Genomic DNA, 22,890 nt, shown 5'->3' with positions numbered 1-22,890 from the left:
ACAGAAAGGAACCTTCCCATGTCACGGAATCGATTCCCATCCCGCCCATTCCAAGAGCAAGCAAAAGCGCCAATACAACGTTGACGCCCAATACGAGCAGCAGGGCTGCGGTCGTGTGGGCGTGTCGTCCGTAACCGATGCGCGGACCAATTCCACCCGTCCCGTTTCCTCTTCCTTGCGCGTATGGCGTATGACGAGTATGATGCTCATCAGTCCTGTCGCAATTCCTGTCATTCCGATCATTTGATGAGAGATCATCGCGCCGATCGTGTAATCTTCCAAATAAAATCCGGGACCGGTCAGGGCAATAGCGGCGGGATTGAGCATCGTTGCCGCCATATCCTGCCGAGCTTCTTCTGTCGGGTATAAACTTTCGAAACTAGCCAGCGTCGCCAGCACGAGCAAGATGATGCTGAGCATCCAGACGGGAACCGTTATCCGATCCCGCCGCAGCATGAACAGAAGCAGCGTGCCGGTGCCTGCCAATGTTTGTTGCCGTTTCATGTCAACGTTCTCCTCTCGCGCCGGACGTTTGGCCGGCATCGCCGTAATGGCGCATGAACAGTTCTTCCAAAGTCGGCGGTGTGCTGGTCAACGATTGAATATGAAAGGCGGCTAAAAATTGGAGCACATTTCCCATTTCCGAGCTGTCGATCTGAAATTGCGCTTTATTTCCGTTCAATTGAAGATTGTGCACGCCGGGCAGCCTCTCCAGACCGGAAATGGTTTGCGCGGTTTCCACAGCGATAAACGTCCGGGTCAAATGGCGCAATTGATCAAGCGAGCCGGATTCCACAATGCGGCCGTCGCGAATAATGGCAACCCGGTCGCAAAGCTTCTCCACTTCCGCCAATATATGGCTGGATAGAATATTTATGAGAATGTCCGTCATTTACAGTAGTTTCACCGGAAAAGGCATGAACATGGACAGGGATGCCGTTCCAAGAAGTGATATAAAGTTTGTGCGAATGATGGGCATCGTCGCCTCCAGAACCCATCACGAATCCGGTAACGGGAATTTTCATGCAGGGCTCCTTTCTTTAAACGTGTTAATATGGGATAGTTTATGGCGAATCGTGTACATCCGGAAACGGCTAAAGCCTAGCGTCCATGTAAACCTTTAAACCACAACTTATCTTTTTATTACGAGGGTTTGGCTGGACCGGGGGCCGATGGGAATTTCAATCGCGGCATAAAAATCCGCATTTTTGGAATTCTACATATTTAAAGGATAGTGGAGCGCAGGAGGTATTGGATATGAAGCTACGTTGGCTGATTGCATGTCTGCTGGCTTTGGGCGTAAGCGCAGGCTGTACCCAAACGAACATGCCCCGGTCCGGGCAGCCGGATACGCTCAACCGGTCCGGACAATTCGCACCCCGCATGCAATCGGCGACGCCGGAATTGGCGGACGGACCGGAGCATGGCGTTCGGAGTCCCGCTCCGATGTCCCTTGCGGACTTGCGCAGCAAATACCGCAGCACCTTTCTGCTTAACGGCCCGGCCACAAAGCGCCAAGTGGCTTTGACGTTCGATGACGCGCCCGACGCGGTCTTTACCCCGAAGGTGCTGGATGCCTTGAAACAAGAAGGCGTGAAGGCCACCTTCTTCGTCGTTGGAAATCGGGTTGAAGCTTATCCGGATATTATGAAGCGCATGGTCCGGGAAGGGCATGTGATCGGGAACCATTCGTACAGCCACGCCAATCTCCCGAAGTTAACGGATAATAAATTTCGTGAAGAGATCATCAAGACGGATCAATTGATCCGGGAATATACCGGCTATATGCCCCATATCGTAAGACCTCCGTACGGAAATATTAATGAGGATCAAATCCGCTGGCTGAGCAGCCAACATAAAAAAATAGTAAACTGGAATGTCGACTCGTTGGACTGGAAAGGTTTAAGTGCGGAACAAGTCGCAACCAATGTGCTCGCGCATGTTCGACCGGGTTCAATCGTCTTGCAGCACGCTGCAGGAGGAGTCGGCGAAGATTTATCGGGGACGGTTGACGCACTTCCGAAAATTATAAAGAAGCTGAGGGAGGACGGCGTCAAGCTCGTTACCGTTCCGGAGCTGCTCGGCATTGCGCCTTGAGTGGTAAGCATGGTTGTACCTCGCAACGGCATCGCCGCGTGCCGGCCCCGGATATCTCACGGAAAAACTGCGCTCATCGGACCGCAGTTTTTTTCGTTTCATCGGCGCGCGGGCGACTGCAAGTGCGGCGGAACGAGCCGCCCGCCTTGGCTTGACACTAGCAACAATCTTCAACTATAATCACAGTTATCGAAAACATATAGATTTACTAGGAATTAAAAAGTTATCGTCGAAGGAGGCAGCTGTGAATTGACGCGCATAAGAGAGACGATGGAAAATATGAATTGATGCTGTAATACGAAACGTCTATAATTAAGAACGTCTATATTTATGTAGCAGGTCAGAAAAAAATAAATGTAACAGGGGTTATGACACATGAAGAAGCAGTATATTGTTCTTTTTATTTCCTTATTGGCTATCAGCTTGATGGTGACCGCATGCTCGGGCTCGAAATCCGAATCAGGCGCAAGCGATGACAAGAAAGTGCTTCGCGTAGGCGCCACCGGACAGTCTTATCCCAACAGCTACAAAGAAGGGGACAAGCTGGTCGGCTTCGATGTGGAAGTTATTGAAACGATTGCAGACCGTCTCGGCTATACGATTGAATGGACCAACTCCGACTTTAGCGGATTGATGGGCCAATTGGAGACCGGCAAAATCGATACGATTGCCAACGCCGTTGCCGTAACCGATGAGCGGAAAGAGAAGTTTCTGTTCACGGAGCCGTATTCGTATGCCGGCGTCACGATCGTGACCCATGTCGACAATACGGATATCAATACGCTGGATGACCTGAAAGGCAAAACCGTCTCCGGCGTGCTGGGCTCCAACAATGTGAAAAACTTGCAAAAATTCGATGTGAATGGCGAAATTAAAATCCGGACCTACGAAAACCGTGACGGTGCGCAAAACGACGTGCTGAACAAGCGCGTAGACGGCTACGTCAATGCGAGATCCTCGCTGCTGGCGGAAATCAAGAAGAAAAACTTGCCTTTGAAATTCGTAGGCGATCCGTTCCTGTACGAAGATATCGCCTTCCCGTTCGTCAAAAATGAAGACAACGAAGCGCTGATTAAGCAAATCAACGCCGAGATTCAAAAATTGCGGGAAGACGGCACGTTAAAAGAAATTTCGGTCAAATACTATGGAGAAGATATTACAACGAGAACGGAGTAATGGTCTCGATCCATTGAGAGTGAGCGATATGATATGAATCTGGATCCATCGTATATTTTTGAGCTCTTGCCCCGAATCATAAGCTATGTGCCGATCACGCTGTTTATGGCTGTCGTCGCCATGATCATTGCGATTATCATCGGTTTGGTGCTGACGTTCCTTCGCAACAGCAGATTTATCGTATTCCGATCGCTGGCCAGCGTCTATATTTCCTTTTTCCGCGCCATTCCGATGCTTGTGCAATTGTTTTTGATCTATTACGGCTTGCCGCAGCTGTTTCCGGCTTTTACGGCCATGGATGCCGTGACAGCGGCCATTATCGGGTTCGGGTTCAAGCAGGCTGCTTTTTTGGCCGAAATTTTTCGCGCCGCTTTTATATCGGTGGACAAGGGGCAGATGGAAGCTTGCATAACGGGCGGGATGACGAAGGTGCAGGCGTACCGCCGCATCATTCTGCCTCAGGCAGCGCGCAATGCGCTGCCGGCTACGGGCAACATTTTCATCAGCCTCATTAAAGAAACGTCGTTGGCTTTCACTCTGGGCGTTGTGGAAATTTTCGCGGAAGCAAAAATGCAAGCAGCCGAATCGTTCCGCTTCTTTGAAGCTTACCTGGCGGTCGCCTTAATTTATTGGGGACTCATCATTGTGTACTCCTATCTGCAAAAATTGCTGGAAAAATATTTGGATCGCCCATATCGGACGTAAAGGTAGAGTAATTATGATAAAAGTCACGAATTTGCGAAAAAGCTTCAATGATTTGGTGGTCTTGAACGGGATCGATCTCGAAGTGAAGGACGGAGAAGTGCTCACGATTATCGGTCCTTCCGGGTCAGGGAAATCGACGTTGATTCGCTGCTTGAACTTTTTGGAGACGCCCGATGCCGGCATCATTGAGATCGGGAACGCCAAATTGAATGCCGAAAACTGTACGCGCAAAGAAATACGGCAATTGCGTTCGCAAACCGCGATGGTATTTCAAAACTACAATCTGTACAAAAATAAAACGGCATTGGAAAATATTACGGAATCCCTGATCGTCGTGAAGAAAATGCCGAAAAAAGAAGCGAACGAAATCGGCATGGAGCTGCTGAGGCAAGTAGGGCTTGAACATAAGAAAGACAACTACCCGGCGACGCTCTCAGGCGGCCAGCAACAGCGCGTCAGCATCGCGCGCGCGCTCGCATTGAGGCCGCACGCCATTCTGTTCGATGAACCGACGTCTTCGCTTGATCCGGAGCTTGTATCGGAAGTGCTGCAAGTGATCAAGTCGATAGCCGAGATGGATACGACCATGATTATCGTCACGCACGAAATGGATTTTGCCCGCGAAGTGTCCGATCATGTCATTTTTATGGCGGACGGCAACATTGTGGAGCAAGGAAGCGCCAAGGAATTTTTCAGCAATCCCCAGAAAGACCGTACGAAACAATTTCTTAAACATTTGAGCGCCAATCCGGCGTAAAATGGATGCTGTCAAGGCTGCTGCGGATGAACCCGATATCCGGTATCATCCGCAGCGCCGTTTTTTAAAGCGAGGAATGATCATGGGCAGAGATACGTTGACGCTCTCATTTGTGGAAAAGTTATGGAACACCCCCTTTTCCAGGGCAAGCATGGAAAAAGCGAAATACGGACTGATGGATTATATCGCATCTTCCTATGCCGGAAAGGACGATACGGGTGTTGCCAAGCTTGTGCGAATGGCGAGATTGGAAGGGGGACATCCGCTTGCTCCGGTGCTGTTCCATTCGATGGATGTTTCGCCTTCCCAGTCCGCGCTCATTAACGGTTTTATGGGGCACGCTCTAGACTACGATGACGTTCATTCGCAGGTCCGCGGCCATCCGAGCACGGTCATTTTGCCTGCCTTATTGGCGGTATGCGATGCCGGCACGACGGGCCGGCGTTTTTTGGAAGCGTACATCATCGGCGTCGAGGCGATGGCCCGGATTGCCCAGGCATTGACGAACGAGCATTATGAGCGAGGCTTCCATAATACGGGCACAACCGGCGTACTGGCGGCTACGCTGGCGGGCGCATATTTGAAGTCGTATTCGGTGGAGAAAGCGTGTTTGGCGCTCGGCTTTGCCACGACACAAGCCAGCGGCCTGCGCGTTCATTTCGGCACCGAAACCAAACCGCTACATGCGGGCCTGGCCGCGTCTTCGGCGGTGAGAGCGCTGTTGTTGGCCGACGCGGATGTTCAAGCGAACAAGGCAAGCCTGGACGGAGAGATCGGTTTTTTTGCCGTGTTCGGCCAGGGGATCGAGCGGGCCCGGGAACTGCTGCTGCAAGAAAGCGGTCCGGCGTGGCGCATTGAGACGCCCGGGTTATGGTTCAAGCTGTATCCCTTTTGCTCCGGCGCTTACTATGGCGTCCATGCGGCGGAAAAGATCGGCCCGATCCCGCTTGAGCGTATCGCCGGCATTGAGATTATCTTTCCGCACCGCAGCGATGCGGCGCTGGTTCACCGCAACCCGAGCAACGGAGAAGAAGGAAGGTTCAGCATCGAGTACATTACGGCCTTGATTCTGAGCGGGCGGGGGCTTCGCCCGGATGATTTTCAACGCGTTCCGATCGGCGAAGAAATCCGGGCGTATATGGAGAAGATGAAGCGCATCAACGTGTTCGACGTTCCCGCCGGAAGGAGATATACGCAAATCACGGTGAAATTGACCGACGGGAATACGATTAGTGAAACGGGGGATTGCCCGAAAGGCTCGCCCGGCAATCCGGTCACGGAGCAGGAACTGATAAGTAAGTTTGCCGGCATCGTGAAAAGCGAGCATGCATCGGTCGTGCTGGATCGGATTTTAAAACTGGACGAGATGGAAAACGTACAAGCATTTGCCAAGCAGCTCGGCGAATTGTGACAATGGAAACGGCTTGCAGGTTCGGGATGATGCGACAATGGCTTCACTCCCGTACCGAATTGTAGATGACGGGTCGACCAGATGACTGGAGACAAGCTCAAGGGCTTGTCTTTTTTTATGAAAATCAACATGTGGGAAAGCTCCGAAATTAGGCATGGGAAATGAGGGAATGTGGCTTAATGAGATTCTCTTGCCTTTGCTTTTGCCGGTTTGCCCGGTGGCGATCCAAATAGTCCGGTCCGAGCGCTTTCTTCTCGATTCCAAGACATGCGGATCAGGCCGCGGTGATGCTTGCGCAACCGACTGTTTAAATTCAGGATTGCAGAATCTTCGGAGACTGGTGTTGGAGTGCTCCCTTCATGTGTTGCTCGAGGAAAGGCAACGTGATGACTTCGCCATCGACGATCTTCTGGAGCAAAAGACGGTTGGATGCACCGAAGATGTCCGCCATATGTGTGGCCCGTTTCACGTTTGCATTGCTAACGAATTTCAGACGTCTTATTTGGGTTAACAAGCCGCTTTTGGGGATGTAACGAATCTGAGCCGCCTTATTTACGATTTTACGCCTGAATGCGACGACTTTTAAACAAATAGCGTTGCTCAGATTCGTTACAATTCCAAAACATCGATTTTTCGCCAAATAACGTGTGTCAGATTCGCTAGATCTTGATCGTGAATGGGGCGCTTCAAATGTTGTTCAAACGTTGATAGAAACCTTAATCGAACCTTGCGGTTCATTCACGCCCTTTGTCGCTTGTACGCGGCCGCGATGACACGCAACAGCTCCATTCGGAACTTCCACTTATACTAGGCGTACGCATCAGGGACCTCATGCGAGTAGAGGCGGGGCGTTCGTGCCCCTCGAGGGGCTACAGTCCGCATGGTGCCGCCCGGGGGACCAGGCATTTTCCAGCCTCAGGGGCGCTGTAGCCCGCACACTGCCCGGACGGGCGGTTGCGCACCTCGGGGGCGCTGATGCTGGTCATTCAAGCAGGCAAAAAAACTGCGCTTCGCAGGAATTTCCGCGTTTTGGCTATTTTGCGACCGGAAAACCTGCACTTTTTTTTGCAGTTTTGTTCAATGAGCGTCGTCGTTTGCCGCCGACCGGCACGAGAATTGTCGTTAGGAAGGGGGAAACACTAAAACCGCGCGGCGATTTGCGAGCGGACGGCCATGGCCGATCTCGACACGATCCGATAAGCTTCTACCCTCGACCCTTTGAATGTCCCCTTACGGTGCGCAAACAATCGGTCTACAATAGGCGATATAGAAAACAACAGGGAGGTCCTAATCGGATGAAAACGTGGAAGAAACTCGGCATAGGCTTGGCGCTTTGCGCGGCGGTTCTGGCCGGATGCGGGCAAGGCGCGGGCCAAACCACACAAGGCAGCGGTGAAGGCGCGGCGAAATCCGAAAAAGTGACGCTGACGCTTTGGCATAACTGGGCGGGTCAAGACGCGAAAGCGGTGGCGATGCGCGGACTGCTCGATCAATTCAGCGCCGACCACCCGAACATCAAACTTGAAATCGAAGGGCTTCCGACGGACGGCTTGAAGACGCGGCTCAGAACGGCGGCGGCGGCGAACGAAATGCCGGACTTATTCGTCATGTGGCCGGACGCCATGACGAAAGAATTCGTGAACGGCGACCTGATCCAGCCGATCAATGAATTCCTCGACAGCAAGCCGGAATGGAGAGATAACTTCATCCCGAACGCATTCGACGGCTTCACGGTGGACGGCAACATTTATACGGTGCCGATGAACCTCGCGCCGACGTCGCTCGTGTACTACAATGAAGCGTTGTTCGAACAGTACGGCGTGAAAGTGCCGGGAACGTGGGAAGAGTTGAAAACGGCGGTCAAAACGTTCAACGAAAACGGCATCATTCCGATCGCGCTCGGCAACAAGGCGAACTGGGTTGCGCAGTCGACAATCTTCAGTTCTTTGGCCGACCGCGTCACCGGTTCCGAATGGTTCCTGAAAGCGGCCGAGCAGAACGGCGGATTACGGCGAAAGTGCCGGGAGACGTCCATTCGACGCTGATCGAGCGCAACATAATCGAAAACCCGTATTTCGGCCATAACGACGCGAAATGCCGCTGGATCGAAACGAAAGAATGGTGGTACCGGACGCAGTTCGACTACGAGGTCGACCCGGACAGCGGCGAACGCCACGAACTCGTCTTCGAAGGGTTGGATACTTTCGCGACCGTGTACGTGAACGGCCTGGAAGTCGGGAAAACGTCGAATATGTTTACGACGTACACGTTCGACGTGACGCGCATCGTCCGCAGCGGAAAAAACGCGATAGCGGTCAAATTCGATCCGCTTTCGCTGCACAACCGGGACAAAGAACTGTTCCAATGGTCTTCATATACGAAGGAGCGTCCATGGATCCGCAAAGCGGCGATGAACTTCGGCTGGGACTGGGGCCCTCGCCTCGTCACGGTCGGCATCTGGGGCAAGGTGCGCATCGAGCGGCGCAAGACGGCGAAGCTCGACGGGGTATTCGCGCGCACGCTTCGGGCCGACGCCGAATCGGCGGACGTCCGTGTGGACGTCGATGTCAAGGCGTATAAGCGGGGCGCCGCCGCCGCGGTCGACGTCGCGCTGAAGGACCGGGACGGCGCGGTCGTCGCGAATGCCGTCGCGACCGTCGCGGGCGGCAAGGTGTCCGTCGATCTGCGCGTCGTTGCTCCCCGCCTCTGGTGGACGCACGACCTCGGCGAGCCGTACTTGTACGAGCTTGACGTCGTGCTGCGCGCGGAGGGGAAGGAAGTCGACCGGCAAACGCACGCGTTCGGCATCCGCACGATTGAGCTGCAGCTGAAAGACGAGCAGGGGCGCAACTCGTTTACGTTCGTGCTGAACGGCGTCAAGCTGTTCGCGAAGGGCGCGAACTGGATTCCGGCGGACCATTTCATCGGCGCCATTCCGAATGAACGGTACCGCGATTTGATCGACCTCGCGGTCGAAGGCCGCATGAACATGCTGCGCGTCTGGGCCGGCGGCATCTACGAAAAAGACGCGTTTTACGACGAATGCGACCGCCGCGGCGTCCTCGTATGGCAGGACTTCGCTTTCGCGAACGCGCTGTTCCCGGATTTCAACCGCGACTTCATGGACAGCGTGCGCGAGGAGGTCGCCTGCAATGTGAAGCGGCTGCGCAACCGCGCGTCGCTCGCGCTTTGGTGCGGGAACAACGAAATCGACTGGCTGTACGACATGAAGACGGCCGGCGGCGACATTACATGCCCGTTTTACGGTGAATCGATTTACCATGAACTCATTCCCGACGTGCTCGCGGAGCTGGACGACAGCCGCGCGTATTGGCCGTCGTCCCCGTACGGCCGGGCGAACGGCATGGACGACAACGATCCCGACGTCGGCGACCGCCACAACTGGCAAGTGTGGCACGGCTCGGTATATCCGCGCAAATTCGGCGAGGCGCCGATTCTCGATTACAGCATCCAGGGCGTCACGTTCAAAAACTATAAGAAAGATTTCGCTTTGTTCAGCAGCGAGTTCGGCATCCACGGCTCCGCCAACCGCTATACGCTCGAAAAGCATATTCCGAAAGGGCAATTTTACTAGGGCAGCGCCGAGATGGCGTACCGGAACAAAGATACGAATCATCAGAAAGGCATCCTGCTGATGGAAGGGTTCACCGGCATTCCGCGCGACATCGAAGAATATATGAACTTCTCGATGCTGACGCAAGCCGAAGGACTGAAGTACGGCATCGAGCATTACCGCCGGAATAAGCCGCGCACGTCCGGCGCGCTCGTGTGGCAGCTGAACGACAGCTGGCCGGGGACAAGCTGGTCGATGATCGATTACGAGCTGCTGCCGAAAGCGGCGTACTTCTACGGGAAGAAGTTTTTCCATCCCGTCCTGCTGTCGGTCGACCACGATCCGGGCGAGCCGCTGCACGTCTGGGCGGTCAACGATACGCTCGAGCCGCTCGTCGGCGCCGTAAAGCTCGCGGTGACGGATTTCGCCGGAAACGCGGTGTTTGAAACGGAGTTTGAAGCGAACGTGCCGGCGAACGGCGCGGTCCGGCTCGGCACGCTGTCCGAGCGCGACGTTCTGAACGGACGGGCGGCGGAGGACGTCGTCGTCGTGCTGACGGCGCAAGGGTTCGAAGCTCCGGCCAACGTGGTTTATTTGCGCGACCCGAAAGATTTGCGCCTGCCGGCCGCACTCGATGTTGTCGTCAACGAAGCCGAATCGACCGTGCGCGTTACGGCGCGCGGACATCTTGCGCGCTTCGTGAAGCTGGACCTGCCGCAAGGGAATGTCCGGTTCAGCGACAACTTCTTCGACCTGCTGCCGGGCGAATCGAAAACGGTGCGCGTTACGGATCGGACGGGCGAACCGGTGTCGCTCGCGCGCCTGTCCGTGTCGGCCTTGAACGTAAAACAACGTTGAGACGAATCGGCCCATATTTCGTTCAGATTAAAGAAAGGATAAAATTCACTTCCTGCTCGCCTTTCTAATCATCCGCATCATCCGTCAAACCGTTCAACGTCCGTTTCCTGGTCTGTCCTTGAACCGATCCCAAAAACTGCATGATCGCTGGGATTATCGCGTTTTGGCCATTTTGCGCCTGGAAAGTCCATGTCAAGGTTCTCCCGTCTCATCATGACATTTCTCCGAACAGCTACAAAGTCTCAGATTCGGGATTGACAGCGGACGGTGTCTAGCATACAATTCTAATTAATTCACACAATTCCGATGGGATATGTTCTTGCTATGTTTGCCGGGGGTTGGACAAGTTCAGAGTAAAGGAGATGACAGAATTCTGGAGCAGAACATTGGCTGTTGCAACGTTCCGAGCGGAATGTACCAACATCTGATGAAGCATGGTTTAGGCATAGCCCCAACATAATCTACAGGAATATGATGATGATCCATACTATCGGGAGGCAGCTATGAAAAGACAGACATTCGTGTTCAAAATCGCGGTCTTGATTTCCATTTTGGCGATACTTGCAGCATGCGCAAGCAAAGGTAATGGGGGACAGCAGGCCAATAACGCGCCGGAGACCAATAATGCGCAAGAGGCCAATAACGGGGCGGAAGCGAAAGAAACGGATTATCCGGCCAAAAATATCGAGTTGATCGTACCGTTCAATGCAGGCGGCGTATCCGACATCTTGGCCCGTTCCTTTGTCGAAGCTTCTACCGGCATTATCAATCAACCGATTACCGTGAAGAACGTCGACGGCGCTTCGGGTACGGTCGGCAACTACCAGCTCGTCCAGGCGAAGCCTGACGGCTATACGTGGCTTTGGGCATCTACAGGCCATATTTCGTCGTCGCTGCATATCACACCGGCTCAATATACAAGAGATGATTTCACGGTTGTGAACAAAGTCGGCGAAATGGTCGTCGCGATTGTCGTGCCTAAAGATTCGCCGTTCCAGACTCTTGACGATTATATCAAATACGCGAAGGAAAATCCAGGAAAACTTACGGTCGGCAATCCGGGCGAAGGCACCGTCGTCGCGCTGCTTGCCCGTTTGCTGGAAGATAAGGCGGGAATCCAGCTGCAGCACGTTCCTTACCAAGGAAGCGGCCCGCTCCTTCCGTCCGTTTTGGGCAACCATGTCATGTCCGCTTTCATGAACGTTCCGGAAGTGCGCGGACAAGTCGAGTCCGGCGAGCTGCGCGCATTGGCCGTGCTCAGCGAGAAGCGGGTCGATCAGTTGCCGGATGTTCCGACGGCAGAAGAGCAGGGTATTGAAGGCCTGGCGGGAGGCGCCGGCCACTACATCGTCATTCCGAATAACGTGCCGGAAGAGGTTGTCCGGAAGATCGACGAGCTGACCAAGGCTGTGTATGAATCGGACAAGTTCAAAGAGTTGATGGAACAGGCGGGTTACCAGCTCGGTTACAAGAACAGTGCCGACGCACTGAAAGAATTGGACGAGTGGTATGAAACGACGGGCGAACTTTACAAGAAACTCGGGATGATTAAATGATGAATCGGACGGTTATTCGAGCGCGGATGATTGCCGCGCTTCTCTTCATGCTTGCGGGATTGCTAACGTTGTGGCAATCCCGCGGTCTCCGGTTTGGGACGTTGAACCATATTCAGGCGGGCTTTTTCCCGGTTGTATTCGGCGGCTTGCTGACCGTTTTGAGCATCCTGATGTTGGCGGGTCTGCTGCTGACCCTTCGGCGAGGGCGCGCGGCAGACCGCGAAACGAACGGACATGAGCCCGTCTTTTCCCGCGGATCGCTGGCGATCCTTGGCGTTTTTATTCTGTTTGTCGTACTGACGCACGGGTTCGGGTTTTTGTTGTCCTCCTTCATTACATTGTGGGCTATCGGATACTTGCTGGGACTCAGAAGCTGGCGGCTGATGATGCTGGCGCTATTTACCACGGCTTCTATCTGGCTCATCTTCGATTGGTGGCTTGGGATCTATTTGCCGCCCGGCGTCTGGATATAAAAACAGCTGTGTGATGTTGGGGGGAAGCATCAGTGGTTGATATGGAACATATTTTGGCCGGCATTTCGGCTGCTTTTTCATTAACGAATCTGTTGATTTGTTTGGCGGGCGTTGCGTTGGGCACGCTTGTCGGCGTTTTGCCCGGACTTGGCCCCGTCGGCGCGATTTCCATGCTCTTGCCGCTCACCTTCTCGATGGAACCCATTTCCGCATTGATTCTCATTTCGGGCATTTATTTCGGGGGAATGTACGGGGGTTCTACGACATCGATTCTGGTGAACGTGCCGGGAGAGGCGGCATCGGTCGTGACGACGCTTGACGGCTACAAGATGACGCAGAAAGGACGGGCGGGCGCTGCGCTCGCCATCGCCGCGATCGGCTCCTTCGTGGCGGGAACGATCGGCATGATTTTGCTGACGTTTCTGGCTCCGCCAATCGCTGACATGGCTTTGCGGTTCGGTCCGCCGGAATATTTCGCGATCGTGCTGGTCGGGTTGCTGGTGCTGTCGAGAATGACGGATACCTCTTTATTAAGAAGCTATCTGCTGATTGCGCTTGGGGTGGTCATCGCTCTGATCGGGATTGACCCGATGAGCGGCACGCTCAGACTGACGTTCGATTCCCCCTGGCTGATGGACGGCATCGACTTCATTCCGATTATTATGGGACTCTACGGGTTGTCGGAAGTTCTGGGCGCGATGGAGCAATCGGACCACAAGCCGGTGAAAGCCGATTTGTCGCTCCGGCGGCTGATGCCGAGCAAATCCGAAATGCGCCGCAGCACCGGCCCGATCGTCCGCGGCGGCCTGCTGGGCTTCGTGCTGGGACTCATTCCGGGACCGGCCAACATTATTAGTACGTATGCTTCTTACGGATTGGAGAAAAAACTTTCCAAAAAACCGGAGGAGTTCGGACAAGGGGCAATCGAGGGCGTGGCGGGTCCCGAATCGGCCAACAACGGAGCCAGCACCGGCGCTCTCGTTCCGCTGCTCTCGCTCGGTGTCCCGTTCTCGCCGCTGCCGGCGATTCTTCTCAGCGCATTTATGATTCAGGGCATCACGCCGGGGCCGCTCATGATGAGCGAGCATCCGACGACATTCTGGGCGCTGATTGCCAGCATGTATATCGGAAATGTGATGCTGCTTGTACTGAATCTTCCGATGGTGGGGCTGTTCGCGAAAGTTTCCCATCTGTCGCCGAAAGTGCTTATGCCGATTGTGATGATCTTCTGTTTTATCGGCGCATATGCCGTGAGGAACAGTTTGTTTGACGTCGTCGTCCTGATCATTTTCGGCGTGCTGGGCTATTTGCTGCGGAAAGCGAAGATGGAGCCGTCGCCGCTTGTTCTGGGCGTCATTCTCGGCCCGGTATTGGAAAATACGCTGAACCAGTCGGCATTGATTTTCAACGGGGATTTATTTAAATTTTTCACGCGGCCGATTTCCGGAACTCTGCTGCTGATCGGGCTTGCGGTAACATTCTGGCCGATCGTGCGCCGTCTGTTCAAGGCGATCCGTTCCCGCCGAACGGGCGCTTGACGGGCGCTTGATCGAACGGAGAAGGGGAGAGTTATGGTGGAAATCGCTAGGGAACGTTATGATGTGGTCATTATCGGCAGCGGCGGTGCCGGACTCCGCGCGGCGCTGGCTGCGGCCGAGCAAGGAGCTCGCCCTGTCGTATTGACGAAAGGGGAGCCGCAGCGTTCGGGAGGAACGCTCTCGGCCCATTATTCGTTTTGCGCGGTAGTGCCGAGCGCGGAGCCGGGGGACAGTCCGGAGCTGTTCGCTGCGGATATTATCCGCTCCGGCGAAGGGATACCCGATCCGCGGCTGGTGCAAGTGCTCGCGGAGCAGGCTGCCGAGGCGGTGAAGTTCGCAGAGCGGCTCGGCGTCAAGTTCGATCCGGTCGAGAAGGGCAGCTCGCGGCCGCATCTGGGCTGGCTCGCCGGCCATTCTTATGCGCGGGCGCTTCATGTAGGCAACACCGTGGGACGAGAGCTGATGCGCGTGCTGTTAAGAGCGGTGAAAAAGGCCGGTATCCCGGTGCATTCGTTCACGCATGCGACGGATTTGATTGTGGATCGCGGCGTCCTGAAAGGCGTGGTCGCGTTTCATTCGCCTGCCGGCGAGCTTCGGATCTACGAGGCTCCGGCTGTCATTGTGGCGACAGGAGGCGGCAGTCAAATTTACGAATTGAACACCAATCCGTACGAAGCGACCGGTGACGGATACGGCATTGCGCTGCGCGCGGGGATTGAATTGGTGGATATGGAATTCGTCCAGCATTACCCGACCGTACTCGTTTCCCCGGCCGGAGCAAGAGGGCTGATGTTCAATTCCGGCATCCTGATCCCGAAAGGCGCCCGTCTTCTGAATCGCCACGGGGACGATTTCTGGGACCGGTACGGCGTCGGGCCGCTGAAGGACGCTACGCGCGATGTGATGTCCCGCGTTATGTCCCAGGAGATCGCCGCCGGCAACGGAACGGACGCCGGCGGCCTGTATATCAGCACCCGGGGCATCGATCCGAGCGAGCTTCCGCAAATGCAGCAGCGGCTGCTCGAGGATGTGGGGCTGGCTGCGGACGCGGCGGAGCGGGAAGTGGCTCCCGGGGCGCATTATTTTATGGGCGGGCTCAGGATCGAGCCGGATGCTTCGACCAGCTTGCCCGGCGTGTACGCGGCCGGCGAATGCGCGGGCGGGATTCACGGCGCGAACCGGCTGGCCGGCAACGCGCTGTCGGAAAATCAAGTGTTCGGCGCGATCGCCGGCCGTAACGCCGCCGTTTACGCCCTGCGAAACCCGCTTCCGCCTGCAGGTACCGGTTCGTCCGCCGTGGACGAAGTTCTGGAGCCGGTGCGGCGTATTTTGAGCCGCTCGGGCAGCAGCACTGCCAGCCGGCCGCAGGAAGGCTGGAGAGAGGTGCAGTCGCTGATGCAGCGGCATGCCGGGGCTACCCGTACGGCAGAAGGATTGGAGCAGGCGATTCAACGGCTGAATGCGCTGCGCGAAGAAATTGCGGAGCGTGTGGGCGCGCGCGATCGCGCTTTAATTTATAATAGAGATGTGGGCAAGATGCTGGAGCTGCGGAATATGGTCGATACCGGCTGGAGCGTGGCCGCGTCCGCCAAGGAACGGCGGGAAACCCGCGGTGCGCATGTTCGCCTTGACGCACCGGCAAGCGACAACGGCTGGACATGCAGTCTCGCCGTTCGCCTTGAAGGACGGACCGCCCGCTTCAACCGGCTGCTTCGCGGAGAGGTGAACCATCCATGACCAGACAACCACTCGTCACTTGCCGGGTTGCGCGCAAGGCTTCCGCAGCGGGCGAGGTGACGTTCGCCACGTACGAGGTGCCGTACGGGGACGGGATGACCGTCCTCGATCTGATGCGCTACATTGCCGATGAGCTGGATGGGACTTTTGCGTTTTACGATCATGCCTGCAAACGGGGATTTTGCGGCAGCTGTCTGGTGAAAGTGAACGGGAAGAACGTCCTTTCCTGCAGAATGCTTGTCCCCGAAGGTCCGCTGTGCATTGAGCCGGCTATGGAGACCGCCAAGGACTTCTGGCCGGCTGATTCTGATTCGCAATAAAATAAAGCAAAGGAGATGTGGGCGATGACGACGATATCCGCCACTTTTCGGGAGCAGGCCGCTTCGCTTCAATCGAAGCTGGTGAGCATGCGCAGGGAACTGCATCGATTTCCTGAGCTTTCCAACGAGGAGTTTGAGACGACCAAGCGGATTCGGGCATGGTTGACGGAAGCGGGGGTACGTCTGCTGGACCTCGGTCTGCCGACCGGCGTGCTGGCCGAGGTGAAAGGGGCGCATCCCGGACCGACGATTATGCTTCGCGCCGATATCGACGCGCTGCCCGTAAACGAGGAGACGGGATTGCCGTTCGCCTCCGAGGTGCCGGGAAAAATGCATGCTTGCGGGCATGACTTTCATACGACATCGATGATTGGCGCGGCCAAGCTGCTGCACGATCATGCCGATGAGCTTCACGGCACCGTCCGCATTTTGTTCCAGCCGGCGGAAGAGCAGGCGGTCGGCGCGCGGGCGGTATTGGAAGCGGGCGCGCTCGAGGGCGTTTCCGCCATATTCGGCATGCACAACAAGCCGGAGCTGCCTGTCGGCACGGTCGGCATCCGTACGGGCCCGCTAATGGCTTCGGTTGACCGTTTCGAGATTGACATTTTCGGCAAAGGGGGCCATGCAGGGGTTCCCGAGGCGGTTGTCGATCCGGTCGTGGTGAGCAGCGCCATTGTAACGTCGCTGCAGACGCTCGTAAGCCGCAATGTCAGTCCGCATTATTCGGCGGTGGTCAGCGTGTGCAAGCTGCAGGCCGGCTCCTCCTGGAACGTCATTCCGGATACGGCCGTTCTGGAAGGCACGGTGCGGACGTTCGAACCGGAGGCGCGGGCGATCATTCCGGATCGCATGAAGCAGGTGGTCGAGGGCGTTGCCGCCGGATACGGAGCCGAAGCCCGGTTGAACTGGACATCGATGCTGCCGGCGGTCAATAACGATCCGGCAATGGCGGAAATGATGCGCCGGGCGGCGGAAGCGCAGGGGCTCCAGGTGGTCGAGGCCGTTCCGACGATGGGCGGCGAAGATTTCGCTCTGTATCAGGAACGCATCCCGGGTTGTTTCATTTGGATGGGGACGGGCGGGACGGAACAGTGGCATCACCCGCGGTTCACCTTGAACGAAGATGCGATCGCCATCAGTGCGGCGCTTTTCGCCGAAGCTGCCGTCCTGGGGCTGAAGTCGATCGGATAAGCCGTCCCTCTTCATTCATACCTGACATCTAGGAGGAAATGTGTCATGCCGTCTCATGTAATCGATATGATCATGCTTCAAAATAATTTCGGCACAGCGGAGATGCGTCAAGTGTGGTCGGACGAAAACCGTCTGCAGAAGCATCTGGACGTCGAAGCGGCGCTTGCGCTTGCCGAAGCCGAGGTGGGGCTCATCCCGGCCGAAGCGGCGGAGACGATTGCCGCCAAAGCTAAGGTAGAGCTGATGAATATTCACGAGATTGCGCAGGAAGTGCAAAAGGTGAAGCATTCTTTGATGCCGACCCTGAAGGCGCTGCAAAAGCTGTGCGGGGCTGAACACGGGGAATGGGTGCATTACGGCGCGACCACCCAGGATATCGTGGATACCGGGATGATGCTGCAGCTCAAAGAAGCGCATCGCATCATCGTCCGCGATTTGCGCGCGGTGGCCCGCGAGATGGCCCGGCTTGCGCGCGAGTACCGGGATACCCCGATCGCGGGGCGCTCGCACGGGGTGCAGGGGCTGCCGACCACTTTCGGCTTCAAAATCGCGGTGCTTCTCGACGAGGTCATTCGCCATCTGGACCGTCTGCGCGAGGCCGAGTCCCGGGTATTTACCGGCGTGCTGGCAGGCGGGGTGGGCACTTACGCTTCCTTCGGTCCGCTCGGCCCGGAAGTGGAGCGCCTGACGATGAAGCGCCTTGGACTGCAAGCGCCGAACATATGCTGGCATTCGTCCCGCGACCGGTCGGCGGAATATGCCGGCTTGCTGGGGATGATCAGCGGCACGCTCGGCAAAATGGGCAATGAATTGTACAATTTGATGCGTACGGAGCTGGACGAGGTGGAAGAGCCGTTCACTTCCGGTAAAATCGGTTCCTCGACCATGCCGCACAAGCGGAATCCTGCCGCGCTGGAGGGTCTGGCGAGCCTGACCAAGCCGATTCGCTACAACGCCGCGCTCGTGCAGGAATCGATGATTGTCGAGCACGAACGCGACGCCATGTCCTGGCGCGGCGAGTGGATCGCCATTCCGGAAAGCTGCATCTACCTTGCCGCGCAGCTCGCTTCCGCGAAGAACATTCTCGCCGGTTTGGTCGTGAAGCCGGAGAACATGCTGCGCAACCTGAATATGCTCGGAGGACTCCTGCTTTCCGAGCGCGTCATGTTCGTTCTGGCGAAGCCGATGGGAAAACAGACGGCGCATGAGGTCGTCTACGAGCTGTGCATGAAGAGCGTGGAAGAGGGAATCCCCTTCCGTGATGTGCTGATGGCTGACGAACGCGTGCGGGAAGCGGTCGGCAAAGAAGAACTGGAAAATCTGATGGATCCGTCCTCTTATCTGGGATCGGCGCCGCAAATCGTGGACCGGGTGCTGGCAGCGGCCGAAGCCTCGGGCTGGCTGCAGGAGGCTGAACCGCAATGAGCGCGGATAGAACGATCGCATGGGGAGAGGTCGAAGCCGCGCCGGGCGAATTTGCGGCCGGCATGGTCAAGGTGGCCGAGCTTTCCCATCGCGGACCGATTCTGATGCCGGTCATGATCGTGAACGGCGCCCGCCCCGGCCCGTGCCTGTGGCTCAACGGAGCGGTTCATGGCGACGAATTGAACGGTCCGATGGCGATTCGCAATTTGCTTCCGAAGCTTGATCCGCAGAAAATGGCCGGTGCGGTAATCGCCACGCCGATCTCCAATCCGCTGGCGTTCCAGGCAAGGCAGAAAAACACGCCGCAGGACGGATTGGATATGGATATGCAATTCCCGGGAGATCCGAACGGTACGCTCTCCCAGCGGCTTGCGCATCAGCTGTTCGAGCAGATCCGGCGGCTGGCGACTCATCTTGTCGATTTTCATACGTTGGGCACGCATTACGATGCGCTTCCCTATACCGTCTTTAAACGGCTGCCGTCGGCATCCGCCGAAGTATGCGATCAGGCGGAACGGCTGGCCCGGGTATTCGGCGGCACGGCGCATTGCCGGGTCGACCTGGGAGGCAGCCTGAACGAGCTGCCGGGCAATGTTGCCGGATTTCTGGACGTGCAATGTCTGAAGCACGGCATTCCGGCTTTCATGACGGAGCTCGGTTCGGGCGGTCACATTCAACCGGACATGGTTTCCTTCGGGGAACGGGGAATTGCGAGCATTCTGCACGAGCTCGGGATTTGGCCGGAAGCGCCGGATGCCGCTCCGCAAGCGCGGTCGATCACGATTACCCGGCGCCGGTTCCTCTATGCCGATCACGGCGGGCTCGTTGTCGACAGCGCCCCCAGCGGGTCGGTGGTGAAGCGCGGGGAGCTCGTTTGCCGTATTGTGGATATGTTTGGCACCGTCCAGGAGATTCGCGCCGAACAAGATATGTATATCATCGCAAGCCGGAAGAACCCGCCGGTCGATACGGGTGACCGTGTGGCGTTCGTCGGTTTGGAATGGCAGGAGGATGAAGAACAACATGGCTAATTTTCGTTTGGCGACCTTGGAGGATGCGCCCGCACTGCTGGATTTGACGCTTCGGGCCTATGAACCGATTCGCAAGATGGGCATTAACTTTGCTGCGGCTACGGCAGATTTGGCCTTGGTGGAGAAAAATATTCGCGAAAATATGTGCTTATTGATGGAAGAGGACGGGAAGGTGCTCTCGACGATATCGATCCGGATGCCGTGGGGACCGTCGCCCGGACCTTTCGGCGTTCCTCACCTTTGGTGGTTCGCCAGCGACCCGGATGCCGGACGCAAAGGGCTCGGCAGGGAGATGATCACCTGGTGCGAGGAAACGATGGTGCGCGATACGCTGAAATCCCCGGCCGTCTCCCTGGGCACGGCAGATCGCCATCCGTGGCTGATCGAAATGTACAAACGGCGCAATTATGTAATCGAAGGCTCGAAAGATCTCGGCCGCGGACATATTACGATATATATGAAAAAGATTCTCATACCGGACATGACGGGACAAGGAGCGGGAGGACACTGATGGATCGTTTTTCAATTGACGGCCTGCCGGTATTTGAGGAGCTGCGAAACCCGGTGATCGATCAGATGACGCGCCACTCGTCGGTGCGCCATTTCGATCCCGACCGTCCGCTGCCCGAAGGGCTGGTCGAGATGATGATGGCGTCGGCGCAAAGCGCCCCTACGTCCTCGAATTTTCAATCCTGGAGCGTCGTCGTCATTCGAGACCCCGAGCGGAAGCGCCGGATGCGGGAATTGTGCGACAATCAGGCGTTTATCGAGCAGGCGCCGCTGTTTCTCGCTTTCTGCGCGGATTCGTACCGGCATAAATATGTGACAGCCAGACAGGGATACCGCTTTGGCTCCGATTATTTGGAACTGCTGCTCGTCTCCGTCATCGACAGCGCGTTGGCGGCTCAGAACGCGGCCCTTGCCGCGGAAAGCCTGGGTCTTGGCTGCTGCATGGTCGGCGCGATCCGCAATCGGGCGCGCGAAGTTGCGGAGTTTCTGGAGCTGCCGCCGTCGGTGTTCGCGACCATCGGTCTTGCGGTCGGATACCCGGCAAGTCCGAGCAGCGTAAAGCCTCGACTCCCACAATCGGTTGTCGTGCACCAGGAGAAATATTCGCCTGCGGGCATGGAACAAGGAATCGATGCTTACGACAAGCGAATGGCGCAAACCGATATTTACAAAGGACGGCGCGTTCGCATTCCCGGCGTAACGCCGGAACCGGAACAAGATACGGGGCATTACGGCTGGGCGGAGCATACGGCACGCCGGATGGCGCGAGGCAACGATTTTCGGCGGGATCTGGCTCCCTTTTTGAAAGAACACGGATTCGTACTGGAATAGAAACAGGAAGGAGCCAATTGAGTGACCGTGACATTGGGCCGGGATTTATTGTTTCAGCTGCTTCGCGAGTATGGCGTATCCCACGTGTTCGGCAATCCCGGAACGTCCGAACTGCCGTTTATCGACGGTTTCCCGAAATACGCGGATGTTGAATATGTCACCGCGCTCCATGAGGCGAACGCGGTGGGAATGGCTATGGGGTATGCCAGGCAGGCGGACAAGCCGGGGGTTGTCATTCTTCATGTCGCGCCCGGCTTGGCGAACGGCATGGGCAATTTATACAACGCGTACCGTGCCGGCATCCCGCTGGTGGTCATCGCCGGACAGCATCACACCCGCCTCTTGCTTGAGGAGCCGATTCTGGCGGGAGATCATGTCGGGCAAGTCCGCAGTATGACCAAGTGGGCTCACGAGGTCCGGTATGCCGAAGAGCTGCCGTTGGCGCTGCACCGCGCGTTCAAGGTGGCGATGACCCCGCCGCGCGGTCCGGTGTTTCTGTCCATCCCTTACGATATTTCGATTGCGCCGGCGGCTGTCGATCGGCTTGCCCCGCCGACGAGGGTGGCCTCCGGCTTTTGCGCGGAGCGCGCAGCTCTCGAGGAGATCGCGAAGGAACTGCTGCGCGCGAAACGGCCGCTGATTTTGGCGGGGGATGGCGTCGGCGATGCCGGCGCCCATCTCGAATTGCAGCGGCTCGCGGAACGGATTGGCGCCGGCGTCATGTCCGAGGGAATGCCGACAAGGCAAAATGCGGACAACCGTCATCGCTGCTTCCTCGGAACGCTGCCCATGAATGCGGGCCAAATTCGGCGAATATTAAGTGAATACGATCTTCTCTTTTATGTCGGCGTCAAGGCGCAAGTGCCTGTGGCGCTGTACGATAACGGAGGAAGCTTCGTGAAGCCCGGCACGACCATGCTCTACCTGAACGACGATCCCTGGGAGATCGGTAAAAATGTGGCGGGCGGCATAGGCGCGTGGGGAGCGCTGAAGGCGAGCCTGGCAGCGTTAGCGGACCTCGTAACCGATTGCGCGGATTTCGATCAGGAGCAGGTTCGTCAAAGACTCCGGGAAGTGGAAGCGAAAGCGCGGGCGAGACGGGAACAATTGGAGCAGGCGCTTGACGCCGACCGTCAGAGCGGGGCCATTACGGCCAAGATCGTGGCGGCGGAATTGGCGAAACTGCTGCCGAAAGACGGCAAGTTTACGATTGTCAACGAAGCGGTTTCGAATGCGCTGCCCTTCATCGATCATATTCACCTCTGGGAACCGAAACAATATACGGCGGGCAAAGGCGGCGGTCTGGGGCACGGTGCGGCTCAAGCGGTCGGTACGGCGATAGCCGATCCGGAAAGAACCGTAGTCAGTCTGCTCGGAGACGGCACGTTTCTGTATTATCCGCAAATCTTGTACAGCGCCGTCAAGACCAACGCACGCGTTTTATTTATCATTGTGAACAACCGCGCTTACCATGTACTCAAAACGGGTTTGAAGGCTTTAGGCGCTCCGCTTGGCGGCGACAAACTGGATTGCCTGGACCTTGACGGTCCCGCAGATTTGATCCGGATGGCGGAGGCGTTCGGAGTTCCCGCCGAACGGGTGACCGCTATCGAATCGTTGCCGGGTGCGTTGAAAACAGGCTTGCAGGCGCAAGGGCCGTACTTTTTGGATATTTCAGTAACCACTTAAGGAGGGCTGCG

The 22,890-nt window shown here is 56.5% G+C and carries 19 protein-coding genes and 2 pseudogenes; 18 read left to right on the top strand and 3 right to left on the bottom strand.

What is annotated here, in order from left to right; translation table 11 throughout:
• Positions 1-21: 21 nt before the first annotated feature.
• The 3 genes from ABEV74_RS09420 to ABEV74_RS09410 are packed head-to-tail and all read right to left on the bottom strand — an operon-like array spanning position 22 to position 1,025.
• Positions 22-504, bottom strand: a complete 483-nt coding sequence (locus ABEV74_RS09420; RefSeq protein WP_430145435.1) for a hypothetical protein — start codon at positions 502-504, stop codon at positions 22-24.
• A 1-nt stretch (position 505) separates the two neighbouring features.
• A complete protein-coding gene (locus ABEV74_RS09415) occupies positions 506-892 on the bottom strand; it encodes an ATP-binding protein DrrA1-3 family domain-containing protein (RefSeq protein ID WP_430145433.1) in 387 nt (128 codons plus the stop codon).
• Entirely contained in the window at positions 777-1,025 is a 249-nt protein-coding gene (locus ABEV74_RS09410) for a YmaF family protein (protein ID WP_430145431.1), read from the bottom strand. Before ABEV74_RS09410 ends, ABEV74_RS09415 begins: the two co-directional genes overlap by 116 nt.
• A gap of 232 nt (positions 1,026-1,257) precedes the next feature.
• Here ABEV74_RS09410 and ABEV74_RS09405 point away from each other — a divergent pair, with 232 nt between their 5' ends.
• The 18 genes and pseudogenes from ABEV74_RS09405 (at position 1,258) to ABEV74_RS09320 (ending at position 22,879) form a co-directional block, all read left to right on the top strand.
• The gene (locus ABEV74_RS09405; protein ID WP_430145429.1) at positions 1,258-2,097 is read left to right on the top strand and encodes a polysaccharide deacetylase family protein; all 840 of its coding nucleotides are present in this window, start codon (positions 1,258-1,260) and stop codon (positions 2,095-2,097) included.
• Between the two features lie 375 nt (positions 2,098-2,472).
• A complete protein-coding gene (locus ABEV74_RS09400) occupies positions 2,473-3,273 on the top strand; it encodes an amino acid ABC transporter substrate-binding protein (RefSeq protein WP_213529743.1) in 801 nt (266 codons plus the stop codon).
• Positions 3,274-3,306: 33 nt separating this feature from the next.
• Positions 3,307-3,978 (top strand): amino acid ABC transporter permease, encoded by a 672-nt coding sequence (locus ABEV74_RS09395; protein WP_062490908.1) that lies wholly within the window; start codon positions 3,307-3,309, stop codon positions 3,976-3,978.
• Between the two features lie 13 nt (positions 3,979-3,991).
• Positions 3,992-4,735, top strand: a complete 744-nt coding sequence (locus tag ABEV74_RS09390; RefSeq protein WP_062490910.1) for an amino acid ABC transporter ATP-binding protein — start codon at positions 3,992-3,994, stop codon at positions 4,733-4,735.
• An 82-nt stretch (positions 4,736-4,817) separates the two neighbouring features.
• Positions 4,818-6,146, top strand: a complete 1,329-nt coding sequence (locus ABEV74_RS09385) for an MmgE/PrpD family protein (RefSeq protein ID WP_430145425.1) — start codon at positions 4,818-4,820, stop codon at positions 6,144-6,146.
• Positions 6,147-7,441: 1,295 nt separating this feature from the next.
• A pseudogene (locus ABEV74_RS09380) lies at positions 7,442-8,149 on the top strand (ABC transporter substrate-binding protein); the annotation flags it as partial.
• Between the two features lie 2 nt (positions 8,150-8,151).
• Positions 8,152-10,578 (top strand): annotated as a pseudogene (locus ABEV74_RS09375) (beta-mannosidase); the annotation flags it as partial.
• A gap of 503 nt (positions 10,579-11,081) precedes the next feature.
• Positions 11,082-12,134 carry a tripartite tricarboxylate transporter substrate binding protein gene (locus tag ABEV74_RS09370; RefSeq protein ID WP_430145423.1) on the top strand — a complete coding sequence of 351 codons (1,053 nt, stop codon included), beginning with the start codon at positions 11,082-11,084 and terminating at the stop codon, positions 12,132-12,134.
• Positions 12,131-12,607, top strand: coding sequence for a tripartite tricarboxylate transporter TctB family protein (locus tag ABEV74_RS09365; protein ID WP_430145420.1), 477 nt, complete (start codon positions 12,131-12,133; stop codon positions 12,605-12,607). The genes ABEV74_RS09370 and ABEV74_RS09365 overlap by 4 nt, the downstream gene beginning before the upstream one ends.
• A 41-nt stretch (positions 12,608-12,648) precedes the next feature.
• Positions 12,649-14,145, top strand: a complete 1,497-nt coding sequence (locus ABEV74_RS09360; RefSeq protein WP_430145450.1) for a tripartite tricarboxylate transporter permease — start codon at positions 12,649-12,651, stop codon at positions 14,143-14,145.
• 33 nt (positions 14,146-14,178) lie between these two features.
• Complete coding sequence (locus ABEV74_RS09355) at positions 14,179-15,882, top strand: FAD-dependent oxidoreductase (RefSeq protein ID WP_430145419.1); 1,704 nt, start codon at positions 14,179-14,181, stop codon at positions 15,880-15,882.
• Positions 15,879-16,202, top strand: a complete 324-nt coding sequence (locus ABEV74_RS09350) for a 2Fe-2S iron-sulfur cluster-binding protein (RefSeq protein WP_213529729.1) — start codon at positions 15,879-15,881, stop codon at positions 16,200-16,202. Before ABEV74_RS09355 ends, ABEV74_RS09350 begins: the two co-directional genes overlap by 4 nt.
• A gap of 24 nt (positions 16,203-16,226) precedes the next feature.
• A complete protein-coding gene (locus ABEV74_RS09345; protein ID WP_430145415.1) occupies positions 16,227-17,393 on the top strand; it encodes an amidohydrolase in 1,167 nt (388 codons plus the stop codon).
• Between the two features lie 45 nt (positions 17,394-17,438).
• Positions 17,439-18,818, top strand: coding sequence for an adenylosuccinate lyase (gene purB / locus ABEV74_RS09340; protein WP_430145412.1), 1,380 nt, complete (start codon positions 17,439-17,441; stop codon positions 18,816-18,818).
• Positions 18,815-19,849, top strand: a complete 1,035-nt coding sequence (locus ABEV74_RS09335; protein WP_430145409.1) for a M14 family metallopeptidase — start codon at positions 18,815-18,817, stop codon at positions 19,847-19,849. The genes purB and ABEV74_RS09335 overlap by 4 nt, the downstream gene beginning before the upstream one ends.
• Positions 19,842-20,360 (top strand): GNAT family N-acetyltransferase, encoded by a 519-nt coding sequence (locus ABEV74_RS09330; protein ID WP_430145406.1) that lies wholly within the window; start codon positions 19,842-19,844, stop codon positions 20,358-20,360. Before ABEV74_RS09335 ends, ABEV74_RS09330 begins: the two co-directional genes overlap by 8 nt.
• Positions 20,360-21,190: a nitroreductase family protein gene (locus ABEV74_RS09325; protein WP_430145404.1), complete on the top strand. Its 831-nt coding sequence runs from the start codon at positions 20,360-20,362 to the stop codon at positions 21,188-21,190. The genes ABEV74_RS09330 and ABEV74_RS09325 overlap by 1 nt, the downstream gene beginning before the upstream one ends.
• 21 nt (positions 21,191-21,211) lie before the next feature.
• The gene (locus ABEV74_RS09320) at positions 21,212-22,879 is read left to right on the top strand and encodes a thiamine pyrophosphate-binding protein (protein WP_430145403.1); all 1,668 of its coding nucleotides are present in this window, start codon (positions 21,212-21,214) and stop codon (positions 22,877-22,879) included.
• The last annotated feature ends 11 nt before the right edge of the window (positions 22,880-22,890 follow it).

The organism is Paenibacillus cisolokensis (assembly GCF_050481165.1).
In the GTDB taxonomy this organism is placed as follows: Bacteria; Bacillota; Bacilli; order Paenibacillales; family Paenibacillaceae; genus Paenibacillus_AH; species Paenibacillus_AH cisolokensis.
Note: the sequence above shows the minus strand (reverse complement) of the source record. Positions and strands in the feature narration are given on the sequence as shown.

Coding starts and splice junctions, on each gene's coding strand:
- ABEV74_RS09335 (WP_430145409.1), top strand. CDS start 18,815: ATGAGCGCGGATAGAACGATCGCATGGGGAGAGGTCGAAGCCGCGCCG.
- ABEV74_RS09400 (WP_213529743.1), top strand. CDS start 2,473: ATGAAGAAGCAGTATATTGTTCTTTTTATTTCCTTATTGGCTATCAGC.
- ABEV74_RS09405 (WP_430145429.1), top strand. CDS start 1,258: ATGAAGCTACGTTGGCTGATTGCATGTCTGCTGGCTTTGGGCGTAAGC.
- purB (WP_430145412.1), top strand. CDS start 17,439: ATGCCGTCTCATGTAATCGATATGATCATGCTTCAAAATAATTTCGGC.
- ABEV74_RS09355 (WP_430145419.1), top strand. CDS start 14,179: ATGGTGGAAATCGCTAGGGAACGTTATGATGTGGTCATTATCGGCAGC.
- ABEV74_RS09360 (WP_430145450.1), top strand. CDS start 12,649: ATGGAACATATTTTGGCCGGCATTTCGGCTGCTTTTTCATTAACGAAT.
- ABEV74_RS09390 (WP_062490910.1), top strand. CDS start 3,992: ATGATAAAAGTCACGAATTTGCGAAAAAGCTTCAATGATTTGGTGGTC.
- ABEV74_RS09365 (WP_430145420.1), top strand. CDS start 12,131: ATGATGAATCGGACGGTTATTCGAGCGCGGATGATTGCCGCGCTTCTC.
- ABEV74_RS09395 (WP_062490908.1), top strand. CDS start 3,307: ATGAATCTGGATCCATCGTATATTTTTGAGCTCTTGCCCCGAATCATA.
- ABEV74_RS09415 (WP_430145433.1), bottom strand. CDS start 892: ATGACGGACATTCTCATAAATATTCTATCCAGCCATATATTGGCGGAA.
- ABEV74_RS09325 (WP_430145404.1), top strand. CDS start 20,360: ATGGATCGTTTTTCAATTGACGGCCTGCCGGTATTTGAGGAGCTGCGA.
- ABEV74_RS09385 (WP_430145425.1), top strand. CDS start 4,818: ATGGGCAGAGATACGTTGACGCTCTCATTTGTGGAAAAGTTATGGAAC.
- ABEV74_RS09350 (WP_213529729.1), top strand. CDS start 15,879: ATGACCAGACAACCACTCGTCACTTGCCGGGTTGCGCGCAAGGCTTCC.
- ABEV74_RS09370 (WP_430145423.1), top strand. CDS start 11,082: ATGAAAAGACAGACATTCGTGTTCAAAATCGCGGTCTTGATTTCCATT.
- ABEV74_RS09410 (WP_430145431.1), bottom strand. CDS start 1,025: ATGAAAATTCCCGTTACCGGATTCGTGATGGGTTCTGGAGGCGACGAT.
- ABEV74_RS09330 (WP_430145406.1), top strand. CDS start 19,842: ATGGCTAATTTTCGTTTGGCGACCTTGGAGGATGCGCCCGCACTGCTG.
- ABEV74_RS09345 (WP_430145415.1), top strand. CDS start 16,227: ATGACGACGATATCCGCCACTTTTCGGGAGCAGGCCGCTTCGCTTCAA.
- ABEV74_RS09420 (WP_430145435.1), bottom strand. CDS start 504: ATGAAACGGCAACAAACATTGGCAGGCACCGGCACGCTGCTTCTGTTC.